Raw genomic sequence first — 17132 nt, forward strand, 5'->3', positions numbered from 1 at the left:
TCGCGGGAATGACGGAACCGGTCACACCTCCCGGAAGCTCTCCACCTCCCGTGCCGGCCCGTTGCCGGACGGTGCCGCCGCTCCGACGATCAGCGGCGATTCGCGCGGGTCGAGCCCGCCCTCCCATTTCGCGATCACCGCGCTCGCCACCGCATTGCCGATCACGTTGGTCGCGGTGCGCCCCATGTCGAGGAAGTGGTCGATCGCCAGCACCAGCAGCAGCCCCGCCTCGGGCAGCTTGAACATCGGCAGCGTCGCGGCGATCACCACCAGGCTGGCACGCGGCACGCCCGCGATACCCTTGCTGGTGACCATCAGCACCAGCAGCATCGTGATCATCTGCCCGACCGACATGTCGATGCCATAGGCCTGCGCGATGAAGATCGACGCGAAGGTCATGTAGATCATCGACCCGTCGAGGTTGAACGAATAGCCGAGCGGCAGCACGAAGCTGGCGATGCGCGGGGGCACGCCGAAGCGGTCGAGCGCCTCCAGCATCCGCGGATATGCCGCCTCCGACGAGGCGGTCGAGAAGGCGACCAGCAGCGGCTCGCGCACGTAGCGGATCAGTTCGCGGATGCGCGAACCGATGAAGAGAAAGCCGATCCCCAGCAGCACCGCCCACAGCACCAGCAACGTCAGGTAAAAGCTGCCCATGAAATAGGCGAGCTGGCCGATCACCGCCGGCCCGCGCTCGGTCAGCGTCCCCGCCACCGCCGCGAACACCGCGACCGGCGCGACGCGCATCACGTAGTCGGTCACCTGCAGCATGACGTGGACCAGTGCGTCGATCGCCTTGACCAGCGGCGCGGCCTTCTCGCCGACCGCGGTGATCGCCACGCCGACGAACACCGACATCACGACGATCTGGAGGATCTCGTTCTTCGCCATCGCGTCGACCATCGAGGCGGGGACGATGTGGGTGAAGAAGTCCTTGAGGTTGAACGCTGCGGTCGCGAGGCCCGTCGCCTCGCCCGCGGGGGGCAGCGGCAGCCCGATCCCGACGCCGGGCTTCAGCAGGTTGACCATCACCAGCCCCAGCGACAGCGACAGCAGGCTGGCGGAGATGAACCAGGCGAGGCTGCGCGCCCCGATCCGCCCCAGCGCGGCGGTGTCGCCCATCTGCGCGATCCCCGAGACGAGCGTCGCGAAGACGAGCGGCGCGATGATCATCTTGATGAGGCGCAAGAAAATCCCGGTGACGATCGAGAAATAGCCGGCGATCTCGGTCAGCCGCCCCTGCGCGGCGGACGTGCCCTCGTCCAGCGAGGTGTTGAGCACCAGCCCGACGACCAGCCCGAGCACCAGCCCGCCGAGAATATAAAGGGTCAGCCGCTTGGCCATTCATCGCTCCGTCTATCTCGCCGGAGCCAAGGGGATTGCGGCCGCGCGGTCAAGCACCGTATCGCTGGCGACCATGATCCCGAGCCCACTTCGCCCTCCGTATCGCCCCTCGCGTCGCGCCGTCGCGGGCGGGGCGGCGGCGCTCTTCGCCACCTCGATCGTCCGTGCCGCCGAGCCCGATCTGGCGGGGTTGTCCGACATGACCATGGGCGCGGTGCCGATCGGTCCCAACGAGCGGCGCGCTCGGCTCGCGCGTGCGCAGGCGTTGATGCGCGCCAACGGGATCGGTGCGGTGCTGGTGGAGCCGGGATCGAGCCTCATCTACTTCACCGGCGTGCGCTGGGGGCGCAGCGAGCGGCTGACCGCGGCGATCATCCCCGTCGAAGGCGAGCCGTGCATCGTAACGCCGTTCTTCGAGGAGCCCTCGGTCCGCCAGACGCTCGCCGTACCCGCCGAGGTGCGGGTGTGGCAGGAGGACGAGGATCCGCTGAAGGTCGTCGCCGGCTTCCTGCGCGACCGCAAGCTGGGCGAACGCCCGGTCGGGATCGAGGAGAGCGCGCGCTTCTTCGCCTTCGACGGGCTGGCGCGGGCGTTGCCGGGCGCGAAGCTGGTCAGCGCCAACCCGGTCGTGCGCGGCTGCCGGATGGTGAAGACGCCGGCGGAGATCGCGCTGATGCAGCTTGCCACCGACGTGACGGTCGCCGCGTATCGCTGGACCCATCCACGCGTCGAGGCGGGGATGACCGGCGCACAGATCGGCGCGTTGATGAACGCCGCGACGAAGAAGCTCGGCGGCGATCCCGAATTCGCGCTCGCGCTGATCGGCCCCGCCGCCGCGCTGCCGCACGGCAGCCGCGAGGTGATCCGCGTCGCGGACGGGCAGGTCGTGCTGATGGACTGCGGGTGCACGGTGCAGGGCTATCAGTCCGACGTGTCGCGCACCTGGGTGCACGGCATCGCCACGCCCGAGCAGCGCAAGGTGTGGGACCTGGTCAGGGCCGGGCAGGCGCTGGCGTTCCGCACTGCGCAGGTCGGGGTTGCGGCGGGTGCAGTCGACGATGCGGTGCGCCGCTTCTACGAGGCGGCGGGCTATGGCCCCGGCTACCGCCTTCCGGGCCTGTCGCATCGCACCGGGCACGGGATCGGGATGGACGGGCACGAGCCGGTGAACCTCGTCCACGGCGAGACGACGCGATTGGCGCCCGGCATGTGCTTCTCCGACGAGCCCGGCCTCTATCTGCCCGGCAAGTTCGGCGTGCGGCTGGAGGATTGCTTCCACATGACCGCTGCGGGGCCGGCGTGGTTCAGCACCCCGCCGGCATCGCTCGACCGGCCGGTCTAGGCGGCGACGAGCGCACGGCGGCGGCGCAGCGCCGCCCCCGTCGCCGCGAACCCGGCGAGCATCATCGCCCATGTCGCCGGCTCCGGTACCGGCGGCGTATAGTCGTAGGTCAGCGTGTAATTCGCCGCCCCGCAGTAGCTTTCCGGCAACGACAGCGGATTGCCGTTCACCACCGCGCACGAACCGTTCAGCTGGTACACGCGCCCGCCGACCGGCACCCCGGTGAACGTCGTGTCGCCCGAACCGGGAAGATAGCCCAGGTCGAAGCCGTCGAAGGTCGTGCGCCGGCCGATGAACTGCGCCGGATCGAACTGGTAGGTCGCCGACCCGCGCGCGGTGACGGCGACGAATCCGTATACCGGGTCGCTGCCCCGTTCGAGCGCCACCGTGCTGCCGCCGCTACCGATCAGCGCGACGAGCGGGTTGCCGAGCGCAGCGTTGTTCGACCGGAACAGCCACGCGCCGTCGATCGTCCACGTCAGATCCGCCGCCGCGATGCCCGCCGGCGCGCTGACGCCCCACGCGCGCGTCTTCGTCAGTTCGACGCGCAGCGTCACCCTGTCGAGCGTGCCCATGGCGGCATCGAACCCGTCAAAGCCCCGCAGCGCCCCCTGCTCGCTGTCGAACTGAACGATCGTGGCCGCCTGCGCGGCAGGCGCGACGACGGCAGCAGCGATCGCCACTGTCCGTATGGAACCCTTCATCTCTCCAACCCCCGTTATGATGTCGCGCGCCGCTTCGCACAGCATGGTTAATGCCACAAGGCGAAGCGCGCGTGGCGGCTAGGCAGCGCGGCGTTGTCGGATTAAGTCGGGCGCCATGACCGCTACCAACGACATTCGCCGCTCGTTCCTCGACTATTTCGGCTCGGCCGGGCACCGCATCGTGCCGTCCGCCCCGCTGGTGCCGCAGAACGATCCGACGCTGATGTTCGTCAACGCGGGCATGGTGCCGTTCAAGAACGTGTTCACCGGGTTGGAGACGCGGCCGTACAGCACCGCCACCTCGTCGCAGAAATGCGTGCGCGCCGGCGGCAAGCACAACGACCTCGATAACGTCGGCTATACCGCGCGCCACCACACCTTCTTCGAGATGCTGGGCAATTTCAGCTTCGGCGATTATTTCAAGGAACAGGCGATCACCCACGCCTGGACGTTGCTGACGAAGGAATGGGGGCTGCCGGCGGACAAGCTGACCGCCACCGTCTTCCACACCGACGATCAGGCGTTCGACCTGTGGAAGAAGATCGCCGGTCTGCCCGACCACCGTATCATCCGCATCCCGACGAAGGACAATTTCTGGGCGATGGGCTCGGACGGGCCGTGCGGGCCGTGTTCGGAGATCTTCTACGACCACGGCGAGCACATCCCCGGCGGCCCTCCCGGCAGCCCGGACGAGGACGGCGACCGCTTCGTCGAAATCTGGAACCTCGTCTTCATGCAGCACGTGCAGGAGGCCGATGCGATCGTGGGCGACCTGCCGCGCCCGTCGATCGACACCGGGATGGGGCTGGAGCGTATCGCCGCCGTCCTGCAAGGCGTCCACGACAATTACGACACCGACACGTTCAAGGCGCTGATCGCCGCCTCCGGCGCGCTGACGCACACCGCGACCACCGGCGACAATCAGGCGAGCCACCGCGTGATCGCCGATCACCTGCGTTGCTCGGGCTTCCTCGTTGCCGACGGCGTGCTGCCCGCCAACGAAGGCCGCGGCTACGTCCTGCGCCGGATCATGCGCCGCGCGATGCGCCACGCCCACCTTCTAGGCGCGAAAGAGCCGTTGATGCACCGGCTGGTCCCGGCGCTGGTCGCCGAGATGGGCGCCGCCTATCCCGAACTGGTCCGCGCACAGCCGCTGATCGAGGCGACGCTGCGGCAGGAGGAGACGCGCTTCCGCCAGACGCTCGACAAGGGGCTGCGGCTGCTCGACGATGCCACCGCGGGAATGCGGCCCGGCGACACGCTGCCCGGCGACACCGCCTTCCGCCTCTACGACACCTATGGCTTCCCCTATGACCTGACCGAGGATGCGCTGCGCGCGCAGGACTTCAAGGTCGATCGCGCCGGCTTCGACGCCGCGATGGCGGAACAGAAGCGCGCCGCACGCGCGGCGTGGAAGGGCTCGGGCGCGAAGGCGTCGGACGAACTGTGGTTCGATCTGGCCGAGGAGGTCGGCGCGACCGAATTCACCGGCTATAGCAGCGATGTCGGCGAGGGCGTCGTCCTCGCGCTGGTCAAGGACGGCGCGCGTGTCGACCACGCCGTGACCGGGGACACGGTCGACGTGATCGTCAACCAGACACCCTTTTACGGCGAGAGCGGTGGGCAGGTCGGCGACGCCGGCGTCATCAGCAACGACAACGCCGTGCGCGCCGACGTTCGTGACACGTCGAAGCAGCTCGGCAAGCTGTTCGTCCACCACGCCACGATCGCGGCGGGCGAGTTGAAGGTCGGCGACACCGTGAAGCTGGCGATCGACGTCACGCGGCGCGCCGCGATCCGCGCGAACCACTCCGCCACCCATCTGCTGCACGAGGCGCTGCGCCAGAAGATCGGCACCCATGTGGCGCAGAAGGGCTCGCTGGTCGCGCCCGAGCGGTTGCGCTTCGACGTGTCGCATTCCAGCGCGATGACCGCCGAGGAACTCGCCGAGGCCGAACGCGCGGTCAACGCGCAGATCCGCGCCAACGGCAGCGTCGAAACCCGCCTGATGACCCCCGACGAGGCGATTGCCGAGGGTGCGATGGCGCTGTTCGGCGAAAAGTACGGCGACGAGGTTCGCGTGGTCTCGATGGGCAGCGAGGCCGATGGCCGCACCTATTCGATCGAGCTGTGCGGCGGCACCCATGTCCGCGCGCTGGGCGATATCGGCGTGTTCAAGATCGTCGGCGAAAGCGCGGTGTCGTCGGGCGTGCGCCGCGTCGAGGCGCTGACCGGCGAGGCTGCGCGCCAGTGGCTCAACGCGCGCGACGAGAAGCTGCGCGAGGCGGCAGCGACGCTCAAGGCGTCCCCCGACGAGGTGCCCGCACGCGTCGCCGCACTGGTCGAGGAGCGCCGCCGGCTGGAGCGCGAACTCGCCGAGGCGAAGAAGGCGCTGGCGCTCGGCGGTGGCGGTGGCGGCGCGGCACCGGGGCCGGAGACCGTCGGCGGCGTCGCCTTCGTCGGGCAGGTGCTGAACGATTTCGACGCCAAGGGGCTGCGCGGCGCGGTGGACGACGCGAAGAAGCGCATCGGCTCGGGGGTCGCGGTGCTGGTCGCGGTCAACGACGGCCGCGCCTCGGTCGCGGTCGGCGTGACCGACGATCTGGTCGCCTCGGTCAGTGCGGTCGACCTGCTACGCCGCGCGGTCGCGGTGCTCGGCGGGCAGGGCGGCGGCGGCCGTCCCGACATGGCGCAGGGCGGCGGGCCGGACGCGACCAAGGCCGACGAGGCGGTCGCTGCGGTGCGTGCGGCACTGGAGGAGCGACAAGTCGCCGCGTGAACGGTGCTTCGGCGGGACCGTCCCCGGACCGGCCGTGTCGAACCCGTTGACGCACGTATCAAGCGACCCGCCGTTCGAGAAATCGGGACGCACCGGGCCCGTTGATCCGACGTTCGTGTTGATCGGATCGGCTTCTTGGCGAGTGAGCATGTGACCAGGCGCCGCTTGGAACACGCACTTGCCACAGCCTCGGCGTGAACGGGTCAGATCGTCGGGCTGGGCCCTCCGATGACGCCACGCACGAAAACGCCGCCCGCGTCTTGCGACACCGGCGGCGCTCGCTCATTCGGCAAGGATCAGCGCGGCGTGCGCTTGGTCTTTGCCTTCACCGACGCGTTCGCATCGGCGCTGGCGCCTCCCGCCACTGCACCGACTGCGCCGGTAGCAGCGGTCGCCGCCCCGCCGACCGCCGCGCCTGCGGCATCGGTGGCGGCGCCGGCCGCGTTCGTTGCCGCGCCGGCCGCCTGGCCCATCGCCGCCTTCAGCTGCGCTGCGGTCATGCCGAGCGTGATGCCCTGCGGTCCGGGGCCGAAGCCGGTGGTCGGCAGCACTGCGTCACCATCGGTGGTGGTCAGCGTCACACCGCTGGCGTCGACCGACTTGATCGTGCCCAGCTGCGCACCGCCGGTGCCGTAGACGGTGGCGCCCGGCACCAGCTTGGCCTTGAAGTCGGCGCTAGCCTGCGCCTGCTGCTGCCCGGCCGCGGCTTCCAGCTGTGCCTTGGTCATCGCCAGCACGGGACCCTGTGCGCCCTTGCCGAGCGAGGTCAGCGGGATCGCCGCCTTGACGGTGCCGGTGTTCACCACCGCATTGGTACCGTCGGTCGATTCGACGGTGCCCACGACGCCGCCCGAGGTGTCGTACACGGTCGCGCCGGTGGTGACGGCGGCGGTCGCCGACGTGGTGGCCTGCGCCGGAGCTGCGGCCGGGGCCTGCGCAAGCGCGGCGCCCGGGACGAGAGCGGCGGAAGCCAGGGCGAGAACGGCAAAATGCTTCACGAGGAACTCCTATACTCGTTGGCAGAAATGCTGGGTCGACAGCGAAACGGTCGGCCGTCGACAGGGTTCCGAACCTGCAACATCGCACCTGTCGCCACGGTGAACACCTTGTTCATCTTATGGGTGTTCCGGAATCGTTCCTGATGCGCTAGGCGCAAACAATGGCGAAGGTTCAGAAGAGATTTGTGTGCCAGTCGTGCGGCTCGGTCAGTCATCGCTGGCAGGGGCAATGCGCCGATTGCTCGGAATGGAACACATTGGTCGAGGAGGCACCGCTCAACGCCACGCCGTTTCAGGCGAAGCACAATCTGCAAGGCGGCGGACGGCTGATCGCGCTGACCGCGCTCGACACGCCGTCCGCCTTGCCCGACCGCCTGCCGTTCGGCATCGCGGAGTTCGACCGTGCGCTCGGCGGCGGGCTGGTCGCGGGATCGGCGACGCTGATCGGCGGCGATCCGGGGATCGGCAAGTCGACCTTGCTGCTCCAGGCCGCAGCGCAGCTGGCGCGCGCCGGGCACGACGTCGCCTATGTCTCCGGCGAGGAGGCCGCGGACCAGGTGCGGCTTCGCGCGCAGCGTCTGGGGCTCGGCGATGCACCGGTGCGGCTGGCGGCGGCAACGTCCACGCGCGACATCCTGACCACCCTGGGCAACGGTACGCCGCCGCGGCTGCTGGTGATCGACTCGATCCAGACGATGCATTCCGACCTGATCGAGGGTGCGCCCGGCACCGTCAGCCAGGTGCGCGCCACCGCGCAGGAGCTGATCCGCTTCGCCAAGGAGCGCGGCACCGCGGTGGTGCTGGTCGGGCATGTCACCAAGGATGGGACGATCGCCGGCCCGCGGGTGCTCGAACACATGGTCGACACGGTGCTCGCCTTCGAGGGCGAGCGCAGCCATCAATATCGTATCCTGCGCAGCCTGAAGAACCGCTTCGGCGGCACCGACGAGATCGGCGTCTTCGCGATGGCCGGCGACGGCCTGGTGGAAGTATCGAACCCCTCCGCGCTGTTCCTCACGCAGCGTGACGAGGGCGTGACCGGCGCCACCGTCTTCCCTGCGCTGGAGGGGACGCGGCCGGTGCTGGTCGAGATCCAGGCGCTGGTGGTGCGCGTGGCGAGCGGCGCGACCCCGCGGCGCTCGGTCGTCGGCTGGGATTCGGGGCGGCTGGCGATGATCCTGGCGGTGCTCGAGGCGCGCTGCGGCCTCAGCTTTTCGACGTGCGAGGTCTATCTGAACGTCGCCGGCGGCTACCGCGTGCAGGATCCGGCCGCCGATCTGGCGGTCGCCGCCGCTTTGGTCTCGGCGCTCAGCGAACGGCCGGTGCCCGCCGAGGCGGTCGCATTCGGCGAGATCGCGCTGTCGGGCGAGCTGCGCCCGGTGTCGCACGCGCCGCTGCGGCTGAAGGAGGCGGCGAAGCTCGGCTTCGACCGCGCGCTGCTGCCCGCCGCAGTCGAGAAGGCCGCGATGCGCCAGTCGGCGTTCCGCACCCTCGGGCAGTTCGTCGACCATCTGCTCGGGCGCGGCTGAGCCGGCTGTCCTTCCTGCGCCAACATATGCGAGACTGGCGACCGAGCGATGCGAGCGCGACGATCGCCGAGTGCGGCAGCCCGTTTCGCGACCCCTTCGCCAACTTCCGGGCCTAGCCGGGCGGCGGATCGGGTCATAAGAGGGAGCCATGAACCTGGAACCGCTCGATATCGTCGTCCTCGTGCTCGTCGCGCTGGCGGCGATCGGCGGGGCGCGGCGCGGGTTCGTCGGCGAGGTACTGGCGCTGTTCGCGTGGGTGGCGATGATCTTCGCCTTGAAGATCTTCCACCTGCCGCTCGCCCAGGCGCTGGCCGGCACCGTCGCCAGCGTGTCGGGCGCGGCGGTGCTGGCGTTCGTGCTGCTGACCGGCGGCACCTATGTGGTCAGCCGGATCGTCATCAACGCCATCGCGGCGCGCACCCGCACGTCGGTTCTGGGGCCGATCGACCGCGCGCTGGGCTTCGGCTTCGGCGCGCTCAAGGGATTGATCCTGGCCAGCCTTGCCTATCTTTTCCTGATCCTCGCGCTCGATCTCGCCGGCGGCGGGCCGACGCGGCGCCCGGCATGGCTGACGACCGCGCGCACGTATCCGCTGCTGGCCGCGACCAGCGGCGCGGTGGCCGATTTCGTCGATCGGCGCCGCAAGGGCCAGCCGGTGTTCGGCTCTCGCACCCCCTCCCGCAACGGCGAACCTTCCTCATGAGCCTCGACCTCTACACCCCCGACATCAGTGCGCTGGCGGTCGGCAATCCCTTTCCGGACCGGCTGGCCGACGCCACCGGCTCGGCGGAGCGGCGCTCGCCGATCTGCGGCAGCCGCGTGACCGTCGACGTCCGGCTGGACGAAGACGGGCGCGTCGCGGCGGTCGGCACGCAGGTGCGGGCCTGCCTGCTCGGCCAGGCGTCCTCGACGTTGATGGCGCGCCACGTCGTCGGCCGCTCGGTCGATGAACTGGAGGCGGCCCGCGACGCGCTCACCGCCTGGCTGGCGGGGGAGGGAGGGGCGCCGGATTGGCCGGGGCTGACGATCTTCACGCCGGGGCTGAAGCTGACCGCGCGCCACCCCTCGATCCGACTGGCGTTCGAGGCGGCGGCCGACGCCGCGGCGCAGGCGCGCGACGGAGCGCCGCGCTGATGGAACATGCCGGTATCTCGATGGTGCGCGACGGCACCATCCTGCTCGGATCGGGGCTGATCTTCGTGCTGCTGTTCCGGCGGCTGGGGCTCGGCGCCACGCTGGGCTTCCTGGTCGCCGGCGCGCTGGTCGGGCCGCAGCTGCTGGGGCTCGTCGGCGATGCCGAGAGCAAGCTGGGGTTCGCCGAACTCGGCATCACCCTGCTGCTGTTCATCGTCGGCCTGGAGCTCAGCCCGCAGCGGTTGTGGCGGCTGAAGGAGGACATCTTCGGGCTGGGGCTGATCCAGGTCGTCGCGTGCGGCATCGCTCTGGTCGCGATCCTCGCGCTGGCGGCGCGCTTCTCGCTCGCCGCGGCGCTGGCGGTGGGGATGCCGTTGGCGCTGTCGTCGACCGCGCAGGTCCTGCCGATGCTGCAGAGCGCCGGGCGGCTGCGCACGCCCTTCGGGGAACGTGCCTTCTCGATCCTGCTGTTCCAGGATCTGTCGATCATCCCGATGATCACGATCATCGCGGCGATCAGCCGTAATCCTGCCGATACGGGCGGGCCGTCCGGCTGGCTGCTGGGGCTGTATACGGTGCTGGCGATCGTCGGGCTGGTCGCCGCCGGCCGCTTCGTGCTGCGCCCGTTGTTCCGGCTGATCGGCAATCTCGGCGAGCGCGAGATGTTCGTCTTTGCCGCGCTGTTCACCGTGATCGCGGCGGCGGCGGTAATGGAGTTCCTGGGGCTGTCGACCGCACTCGGCGCGTTCGTGGCGGGTGTGATGCTCGCCGACAGTCCGTACCGCCACGAGTTGGAGGCGGATGTCGAGCCGTTCCGCGCGATCCTGCTCGGGCTGTTCTTCCTGGCGGTCGGCATGATGCTGAACCTGGGCGCGATCGCCGAGCGCCCGGTGTTCGTGGTGACCATGGCCGCCGCGCTGATCGTGGTGAAGGCGATCGTCATTACGCTGCTGGGGCTCGCCTTTCGCATGGCATGGCGGCAGGCGCTGGCGCTCGGCCTGCTGCTCAGCCAGGGCGGCGAGTTCGGGTTCGTGCTTCTGGCGCAGGCCCAGAACGCGCTGCTGATCGCGCCCGACGCCGCGAGCCTGTTCGGCGCGATCATCACGCTGTCGATGGCGACCACGCCGTTCCTGATGATGTTCACCCGCCGCTTCCGCGAGGAGCCGGTCGCGGCGCAAACCGACCGCGACGGGCCGAAGGCGGACGGCGCCAATGCCATCATCGTCGGCTACGGCCGCTTCGGGCAGACGGTCGGCCAGATGCTGATGACGCAGGACATCCCGGTCACGCTGATCGACACCGACATCGAGATGATCGACATCGCCGCCGAGTTCGGTTCGAAGGTCTATTACGGCGACGGCACGCGGCTGGACCTGTTGCGCCAAGCGGGGGCGGCGGAGGCGGAGCTGATCCTGTTCTGCATGGACGGCGACCAATTGTCGCCCGAGCAGCTGGAGGCGGTGCATGAGGCGTTCCCCAACGCCGCGCTGTACGTGCGCGCCTATGACCGCCGCGCGCTGGTCAAGCTGAAGAACGGTCCGGCGCGCGCGGTTGTGCGCGAGGTGCTCGAATCGGCGGTGAAGATGGCGCGGCTTGCGATGGGCGGGGTCGGCATATCCCCGACCGAGATCGACCGCGCCGAACAGGCGTATCGCGCCCGCGACAAGGAACGCCTGCGCATCCAGCTCGAGGCCGGCGACATGCGCGCCGCCCGCGCGCTGGTCGCCGAACAGCATCCGTGGGGCGGGGGGGAGCGGCCGTGAACCTGATCGTGACGCTCGCCGCGCTGTCGGGCGCGTTGGCGGTCGCCGCGGGCGCGTTCGGCGCGCACGGCGCGTCGGGTGCGGCGGTCGAATGGCTGAAGACCGGCGCACACTATCAGCTGGTTCATGCACTCGCGGCGCTGCTCGCGCTGCGGCTGGAGGCGCGGGGGCCGGCGTGGCTGTTCCTGGCGGGCGGCGCGGTGTTCGCCGGAACCCTGTACCTGATGGCGCTCGGGCTGCCGCGCTGGCTGGGCGCGATCACGCCGATCGGGGGAACGTTGCTGATCGTCGGGTGGCTGTGGCTCGCCTGGCTCGGCGCGCGGACCTGAGCTCCATCAGCGCTCCAGGGCGATGATCGAGGTGAAGGCGGGCGTTGGCGGCAACCCTATCATCGCGGGCGATGGCGTGTGTCGCGCCGAGGAGCCTGCCATGACCGATCCCAAGCTGCCGAGCCGGCGCGCGCTGCGCTTTCTCGCGATCCTCGCCGCTGCCGTCGCGTTCGTGTGGGTGGTGGCGTTCGTCGGCGAGAACATCAGCCACACGCGGATCAAGGCGGAGCAGGAGCGCACCGGCGGCGGGGTGCCGCGCGGCTCGTGAGCGCAGGCGCGGACGCGGGCTTGTCCGCCGCGCGATCGTATCGCACATTACCTTCCGTGGCGACGGAAGGAATGAGATGACCCGCAGGCGGATCGGAATGTGGCTGGCAGGCGCGGCGCTGCTGGCGTCGGGAGTCGCAGCGGGCGCGGCCTATGCCCAGCAGCGCGGTGCCGACGCCGATCCGTACGTCTGGCTGGAGGACAAGGACGGCGCGCGCGCGCAGGCGTGGGTCGCCGCGGAGAATGCGCGCACGCTGCCGCGATTGCAGAACGACCCGCGCTACAAGCAATTCCATGCCGAGGCACTGGCGATCGCCGCCGCCAAGGACCGCATCCCGATGCCGCAGCAGGTGATGGGACGAATCGTCAACTTCTGGCGCGACGCCGATCATCCGCAGGGCATCCTGCGCTGGACCACGCCGACCGACTATGCCGCGTCGCAGCCGGCGTGGCGGACGCTGCTGGACGTGGATGCGCTCAGCAAGGCCGAGGGGCGCAAATGGGTCTACAAGGGCATGAACTGCCTGGCGCCCGAAGAGCGGCTGTGCCTGATCGCATTGTCGGAAGGCGGCGAGGACGCGGTCACCTATCGCGAGTTCGACCTGGCGAGCGGGCAGTTCGTCGCGAACGGCTTCGTGCTGCCGACGTCGAAGCAGGGCGCCGCGTGGCTCGACAAGGATACGCTGCTGGTCAGCCGCGACTGGGGCGCGGGGACGATGACTGCCTCGAGCTATCCGTGCGTGGTCAAGAAGGTGACGCGCGGGCAGCCGCTGGCGCAGGCGGTCGAAGTGTATCGCGGCGCGCCCGACGACCAGCTCGGCACCTATGCCAGCGTGATGACCGATGGCGCGGGCAACCGCGCGGTGTTTCTCGAGCGGCAGAAGACCTTCTTCGGCGCCGACCGGTCGTTGTGGACGCCGGCGGGCGTGCGCAGGCTCGACCTGCCGGCGCGCACCGCGCCGGCGGCGATGGTCGACGGGCAGGTGGTCTTCACCACCAGCGAGCCATGGGGCGTCATCCCGACGGGCGCGGTCGCTTCGGTGCCGCTCGAAAAGCTGGAGGCCGGACGGGTGGAGCCGGTGCTGATCTTCGCACCGACTGCGCGGCAGGCGGTGGCGGGAGTCGATGCGACCCGCCACCACCTGATCGTCGATTATACCGACAACGTCCGCGGGCGGATCAGCATCCATACGCCGGGCGCCAGCGGCTGGACGACGCGCCAGGTGGCGCTGCCCGACAATGTCAGCTTCGGCATCGCGGGCACGTCCGAGCACAATGACACCGCGTTCCTGGCGACCACCGGTTTCCTGACGCCGACGACGCTGGCGCGGTTCGATGCGGGGAGCACGGCGGCCCCGGTGCAGGTCAAGGCGTTGCCTGCCAAGTTCGACGCGGCCGGGCTGGTGGCCGAGCAATTCGAGGCGACCTCGACCGACGGCACCAAGGTGCCCTATTTCATCGTCCATCGCCGCGATGCGCCGCGCGACGGCCGCACGCCGACGATCATGACGGCCTACGGCGGGTTCGAGGTGCCGATGCTGCCGAGCTACGCCGCGAGCACCGGCAAGCTGTGGCTGGAACGCGGCGGCGCCTATGTGCTCGCCAACATTCGCGGCGGTGGCGAGTTCGGCCCGGCGTGGCACGATGCCGGGCGCAAGACCAAGCGGCAGGTGATCTATGACGACTTCGCCGCGGTCGCAAAGGACCTGATCGCACGGCGCTTCACCAGCCCTGCGACGCTGGGCATCTATGGCGGGTCGAACGGCGGACTGCTGATGGGGGTCGAGTTCAACCAACATCCCGAGTTGTGGAAGGCGGTGACGATCCAGGTGCCGCTGCTCGACATGGTCCGCTACGAACAGATCGCCGCCGGCGCATCGTGGGTCGACGAATACGGATCGGTGTCCGTGCCCGAGGAGCGCCGGTTCCTGGCAAGCATCTCGCCGTATCACAACATCAAGCGCGGCGTCGCATACCCCGAGCCGTATATCTGGACGACGACCAAGGACGACCGCGTCGGCCCGCAGCACGCGCGCAAGTTCGCGGCCCGACTGAAGGAATACGGCCTGCCATACCTCTTTTACGAGGATACGGCGGGCGGCCATTCGGGCGATGCCGATATCGAGCAGGGCGCACGGTTGCAGGCGTTGCAGATGACCTATTTCGCGCAGAAACTGATGCCCGCGCGGTGACGCCGCGGCGGGTTCGAACGCTGCGTTTCGCTGCGCAATCTTGTGGCGGGTGCGGCGGGTGGCTATGGCGCGCGCGATGAGTGCCGAAACCGACAACCGGCCGCCGCCGGTGGTGCCCGATACCGTTCCCGTCGTCTTCGAGGCGATCGTCAAGCAACAGGCGATCGCCGCGATGTACAATCGCGGCAGCGTTACGTTGGCGCCGCACATCCTTTATACGAAGCACGGCGAAATCTATCTGGACGCGCTGACGCTGGAGCGCGACGGCCAGCCGCCCAAGGAGCCAAAGATCGGCGCGTTCAAGCTGGCCGGGCTGACCGCGCTGCGCATCACGCCGCGTCGCTTCAAGCCGAGCGAATTGTTCGTTGCCAGCGAACCGCGTTACGACGGCGTCACGTTGCTGGCGGTCGACGTCTGAGCGGCCCGGCGTTCGCATGACGGGCGTCGTCCCGCCGACGCGCGGGACGCTCGCCGCGGACGATTTCCCTGCCTGCGCCGCGTAGAACCCAGCGGCTATCGCGCGACGAACCCGCACGGTAGGCCAAGGTCGGCCAAGCGGCGCGCCGTCAAAGCCCCTCGGCGCGTACCAGAGAAAGCAGCAGCCAGTACAGTAGCCCGGCGAGGAGCATCGCGACCGGCAGCGTCATCAGCCATGCCGCTGCCAGCTGCAGCAGCGTGCGGCGTTGCAGCCCATGGCCGCTCGCCACCGAAGCACCCGCGACGCCCGACGACAGGATGTGCGTGGTCGACACCGGCAGCCCGAAGCGATCGGCGGCGAGGATCGTGCCCGCCGCGACCAACTCGGCCGAGGCGCCCATGCCATAGGTCATGTGCTGCTTGCCGATCTTCTCGCCGACCGTCACCACGATCCGCTTCCACCCGACCATCGTGCCGAGCCCCAGCGCCAGCGCCACGGCGACCTTCACCCACAACGGAATATAGCGCGTGCCGCTCTCCAGCCGCTTCTGGTAATCGACCAGCGTCGCGATATCCGCCTTCTGCATCCGGTTCTCGGGTGCGGCGGCGATCATCCGGGCGGCGTCCATCACGAGGTACATGTCGTTGCGGATGTTGGGCGCGGCCTGTGCGGGCACGTTGCTGAGCGCACCATAGCCGGCGACGCGCTGCGTCAGGTCGCGCGAAACCGCCACCGTTGCGCCATAAGCGGCGGGGGTGACGGGGTGGCGCGCCGATAGCGCGGTCTTCAGCGCCGCGCGGGCCTGCGGCAGTGCGACCGGGGCGGCGCCATGGCGGACCAGCACCGTCTCGGCGGCGGCGGCGCTGCGCATGAAGGCGGGCATGTCGCTGGCGGGCAGCGTGCGGTTGAGCGCGTAGGCGGTCGGTGCGCAGCCGATCAGGATGAGCATGATGAGCCCCATCCCCTTCTGCCCGTCGTTCGAGCCGTGGCTGAACGACACCGCGGTGCAGGTGAAGATCAGCAGCGCACGGATCCCGTGTGGCGGGGGTGCATCGCCCTCCGGGGGCTGCATCAACTGCGGGTTGCGGCTGAGGTGGCGGATGACCAGCAGCAGGAGCGCAGCCGCGCCGAACCCGATCAGCGGCGCCATCCACAGGCCGGTGAGCACCTTGGTCGCCTGGCTCCAGTCGACGCCGGACGTGCCGCCCGCGCCCCCGGTCAGCAATTGGTTGGCGAGCCCGACGCCGAGCACCGATCCGATCAGCGTGTGGCTGGAACTGTTCGGCAAGCCGACATACCAGGTGGCGAGGTTCCACAGCACCGCGGCGAACAGCAGCGCAAAGATCATCGCGAATCCCGCACCCGATCCGACGTTCAGGATCAGGTCGACCGGCAGCAGCGTGATGATCGAATAGGCGACCGCGCCCGACGACGCCATCACGCCCAGAAAGTTGAAGAAGCCCGACCATATGACGGCGACATGTGCGGGCAGCGCGTTGGTGTAGATGACCGTGGCGACCGCATTGGCGGTGTCGTGGAAGCCGTTGACGAATTCGAAGCCGAGCGCGATCAGCAACGCCAGTCCCAGAAACGCGAAGACGCCGAGCGCCAGTTGCTCCCCGACCTGTTGCGTGTCGATCAGGACGCTGATCCCGGCATAGGCGAACCCGCCGAGGACGACGGCGATGAAGGCCGCCCGTGCGCCGGGATGGACCGGGCCATCGAACGATCGCCGCGCCGCAACGGGGGGCGAGGGCGACGTCGCAAGGACATTGGATGCCATGATGAGTCGCGCTGTCGGCCCGTACGGTGACAGTTTGATGACGCGTGGTCATCCCTGGTGACCCAATCACGAATAAACTGGATCAGTCCACGCCGGGATAGGTGGCGAAGGTGGGAAGGCTTCCGATCCCATCCACCCACGACAACTTCTCCTTGCACATGATATGGGCCGAGGGAGGATGATCCTGCGGCGCGTCGAGCGTACCGGTCTGGATGTCGATCAATCCCGGCAGAACGGCGGGGTTGCAATAGAACAACCCGGTGCCGCAGGCGGCGCAGAACTCGCGCACGCCGTGCTCCGACGACGCATAGCGCGCCGGGGTGCCGTTTACCGTCACCTGATCGTCGCGGAACGCGATCCATCCGACCATCGGCGCACCCGACCAGCGCCGACAGTCGGTGCAGTGGCACAGCGCATGATGCTCGTACGCGCCCGCTGCCGCATAGCGGATCGCGCCGCAATGACAGCCGCCGGTGATCGCCATGATCCTTCTCCCGTCTTTGTTGCCGATATGTTCCTGTCTGTCATGCGCGCTGCGATGATGCAAGCG

General features: G+C 69.3%; 15 protein-coding genes. 10 read left to right on the top strand and 5 right to left on the bottom strand.

Translation table 11 applies throughout. The features are described 5' to 3' along the window. Positions 1–21 precede the first annotated feature (21 nt). Complete coding sequence (locus tag J2Y58_RS14165; protein WP_310104187.1) at positions 22–1344, bottom strand: dicarboxylate/amino acid:cation symporter; 1323 nt, start codon at positions 1342–1344, stop codon at positions 22–24. A 73-nt stretch (positions 1345–1417) separates the two neighbouring features. Between J2Y58_RS14165 and J2Y58_RS14170 the strand changes: the two genes are divergently transcribed. Then, positions 1418–2686 carry a Xaa-Pro peptidase family protein gene (locus J2Y58_RS14170; RefSeq protein WP_310104385.1) on the top strand — a complete coding sequence of 423 codons (1269 nt, stop codon included), beginning with the start codon at positions 1418–1420 and terminating at the stop codon, positions 2684–2686. On the opposite strand, the gene J2Y58_RS14175 is transcribed toward J2Y58_RS14170, so the two are convergent. After that, complete coding sequence (locus J2Y58_RS14175; protein WP_310104190.1) at positions 2683–3390, bottom strand: choice-of-anchor E domain-containing protein; 708 nt, start codon at positions 3388–3390, stop codon at positions 2683–2685. The genes J2Y58_RS14170 and J2Y58_RS14175 overlap by 4 nt on opposite strands. Before the next feature lie 115 nt (positions 3391–3505). On the opposite strand from J2Y58_RS14175, the gene alaS reads away from it, so the two are divergent. Then, positions 3506–6169, top strand: coding sequence for an alanine--tRNA ligase (gene alaS / locus J2Y58_RS14180; protein ID WP_310104191.1), 2664 nt, complete (start codon positions 3506–3508; stop codon positions 6167–6169). A 296-nt stretch (positions 6170–6465) separates the two neighbouring features. On the opposite strand, the gene J2Y58_RS14185 is transcribed toward alaS, so the two are convergent. Further along, the gene (locus J2Y58_RS14185; RefSeq protein WP_310104195.1) at positions 6466–7167 is read right to left on the bottom strand and encodes a hypothetical protein; all 702 of its coding nucleotides are present in this window, start codon (positions 7165–7167) and stop codon (positions 6466–6468) included. A gap of 161 nt (positions 7168–7328) precedes the next feature. Here J2Y58_RS14185 and radA point away from each other — a divergent pair, with 161 nt between their 5' ends. The 8 genes from radA to J2Y58_RS14225 all read left to right on the top strand — a co-directional run bounded on the left by radA (position 7329) and on the right by J2Y58_RS14225 (position 14799). After that, positions 7329–8696, top strand: a complete 1368-nt coding sequence (gene radA / locus J2Y58_RS14190) for a DNA repair protein RadA (RefSeq protein WP_310104198.1) — start codon at positions 7329–7331, stop codon at positions 8694–8696. Positions 8697–8844: 148 nt separating this feature from the next. Next, positions 8845–9399 carry a CvpA family protein gene (locus J2Y58_RS14195; protein WP_310104201.1) on the top strand — a complete coding sequence of 185 codons (555 nt, stop codon included), beginning with the start codon at positions 8845–8847 and terminating at the stop codon, positions 9397–9399. Continuing rightward, positions 9396–9830, top strand: a complete 435-nt coding sequence (locus J2Y58_RS14200; protein ID WP_310104204.1) for an iron-sulfur cluster assembly scaffold protein — start codon at positions 9396–9398, stop codon at positions 9828–9830. The genes J2Y58_RS14195 and J2Y58_RS14200 overlap by 4 nt, the downstream gene beginning before the upstream one ends. Further along, positions 9830–11593, top strand: a complete 1764-nt coding sequence (locus J2Y58_RS14205; RefSeq protein ID WP_310104206.1) for a cation:proton antiporter — start codon at positions 9830–9832, stop codon at positions 11591–11593. The genes J2Y58_RS14200 and J2Y58_RS14205 overlap by 1 nt, the downstream gene beginning before the upstream one ends. Then, positions 11590–11922, top strand: coding sequence for a DUF423 domain-containing protein (locus tag J2Y58_RS14210; protein ID WP_310104208.1), 333 nt, complete (start codon positions 11590–11592; stop codon positions 11920–11922). Before J2Y58_RS14205 ends, J2Y58_RS14210 begins: the two co-directional genes overlap by 4 nt. Positions 11923–11944: 22 nt before the next feature. Continuing rightward, positions 11945–12190, top strand: coding sequence for a hypothetical protein (locus J2Y58_RS14215; protein WP_310104211.1), 246 nt, complete (start codon positions 11945–11947; stop codon positions 12188–12190). A gap of 76 nt (positions 12191–12266) precedes the next feature. Then, a complete protein-coding gene (locus J2Y58_RS14220) occupies positions 12267–14381 on the top strand; it encodes a prolyl oligopeptidase family serine peptidase (RefSeq protein WP_310104213.1) in 2115 nt (704 codons plus the stop codon). Positions 14382–14457: 76 nt separating this feature from the next. Next, positions 14458–14799: a hypothetical protein gene (locus J2Y58_RS14225; protein WP_310104217.1), complete on the top strand. Its 342-nt coding sequence runs from the start codon at positions 14458–14460 to the stop codon at positions 14797–14799. A gap of 148 nt (positions 14800–14947) precedes the next feature. Here J2Y58_RS14225 and J2Y58_RS14230 read toward each other — a convergent pair whose 3' ends face one another. Continuing rightward, entirely contained in the window at positions 14948–16582 is a 1635-nt protein-coding gene (locus J2Y58_RS14230) for an inorganic phosphate transporter (protein WP_310104220.1), read from the bottom strand. An 82-nt stretch (positions 16583–16664) separates the two neighbouring features. Beyond that, positions 16665–17066, bottom strand: a complete 402-nt coding sequence (locus tag J2Y58_RS14235) for a GFA family protein (RefSeq protein ID WP_310104225.1) — start codon at positions 17064–17066, stop codon at positions 16665–16667. Positions 17067–17132 lie beyond the last annotated feature (66 nt).

This window comes from Sphingomonas sp. BE138 (genome assembly GCF_031456125.1).
Taxonomy (GTDB): domain Bacteria; phylum Pseudomonadota; class Alphaproteobacteria; order Sphingomonadales; family Sphingomonadaceae; genus Sphingomonas.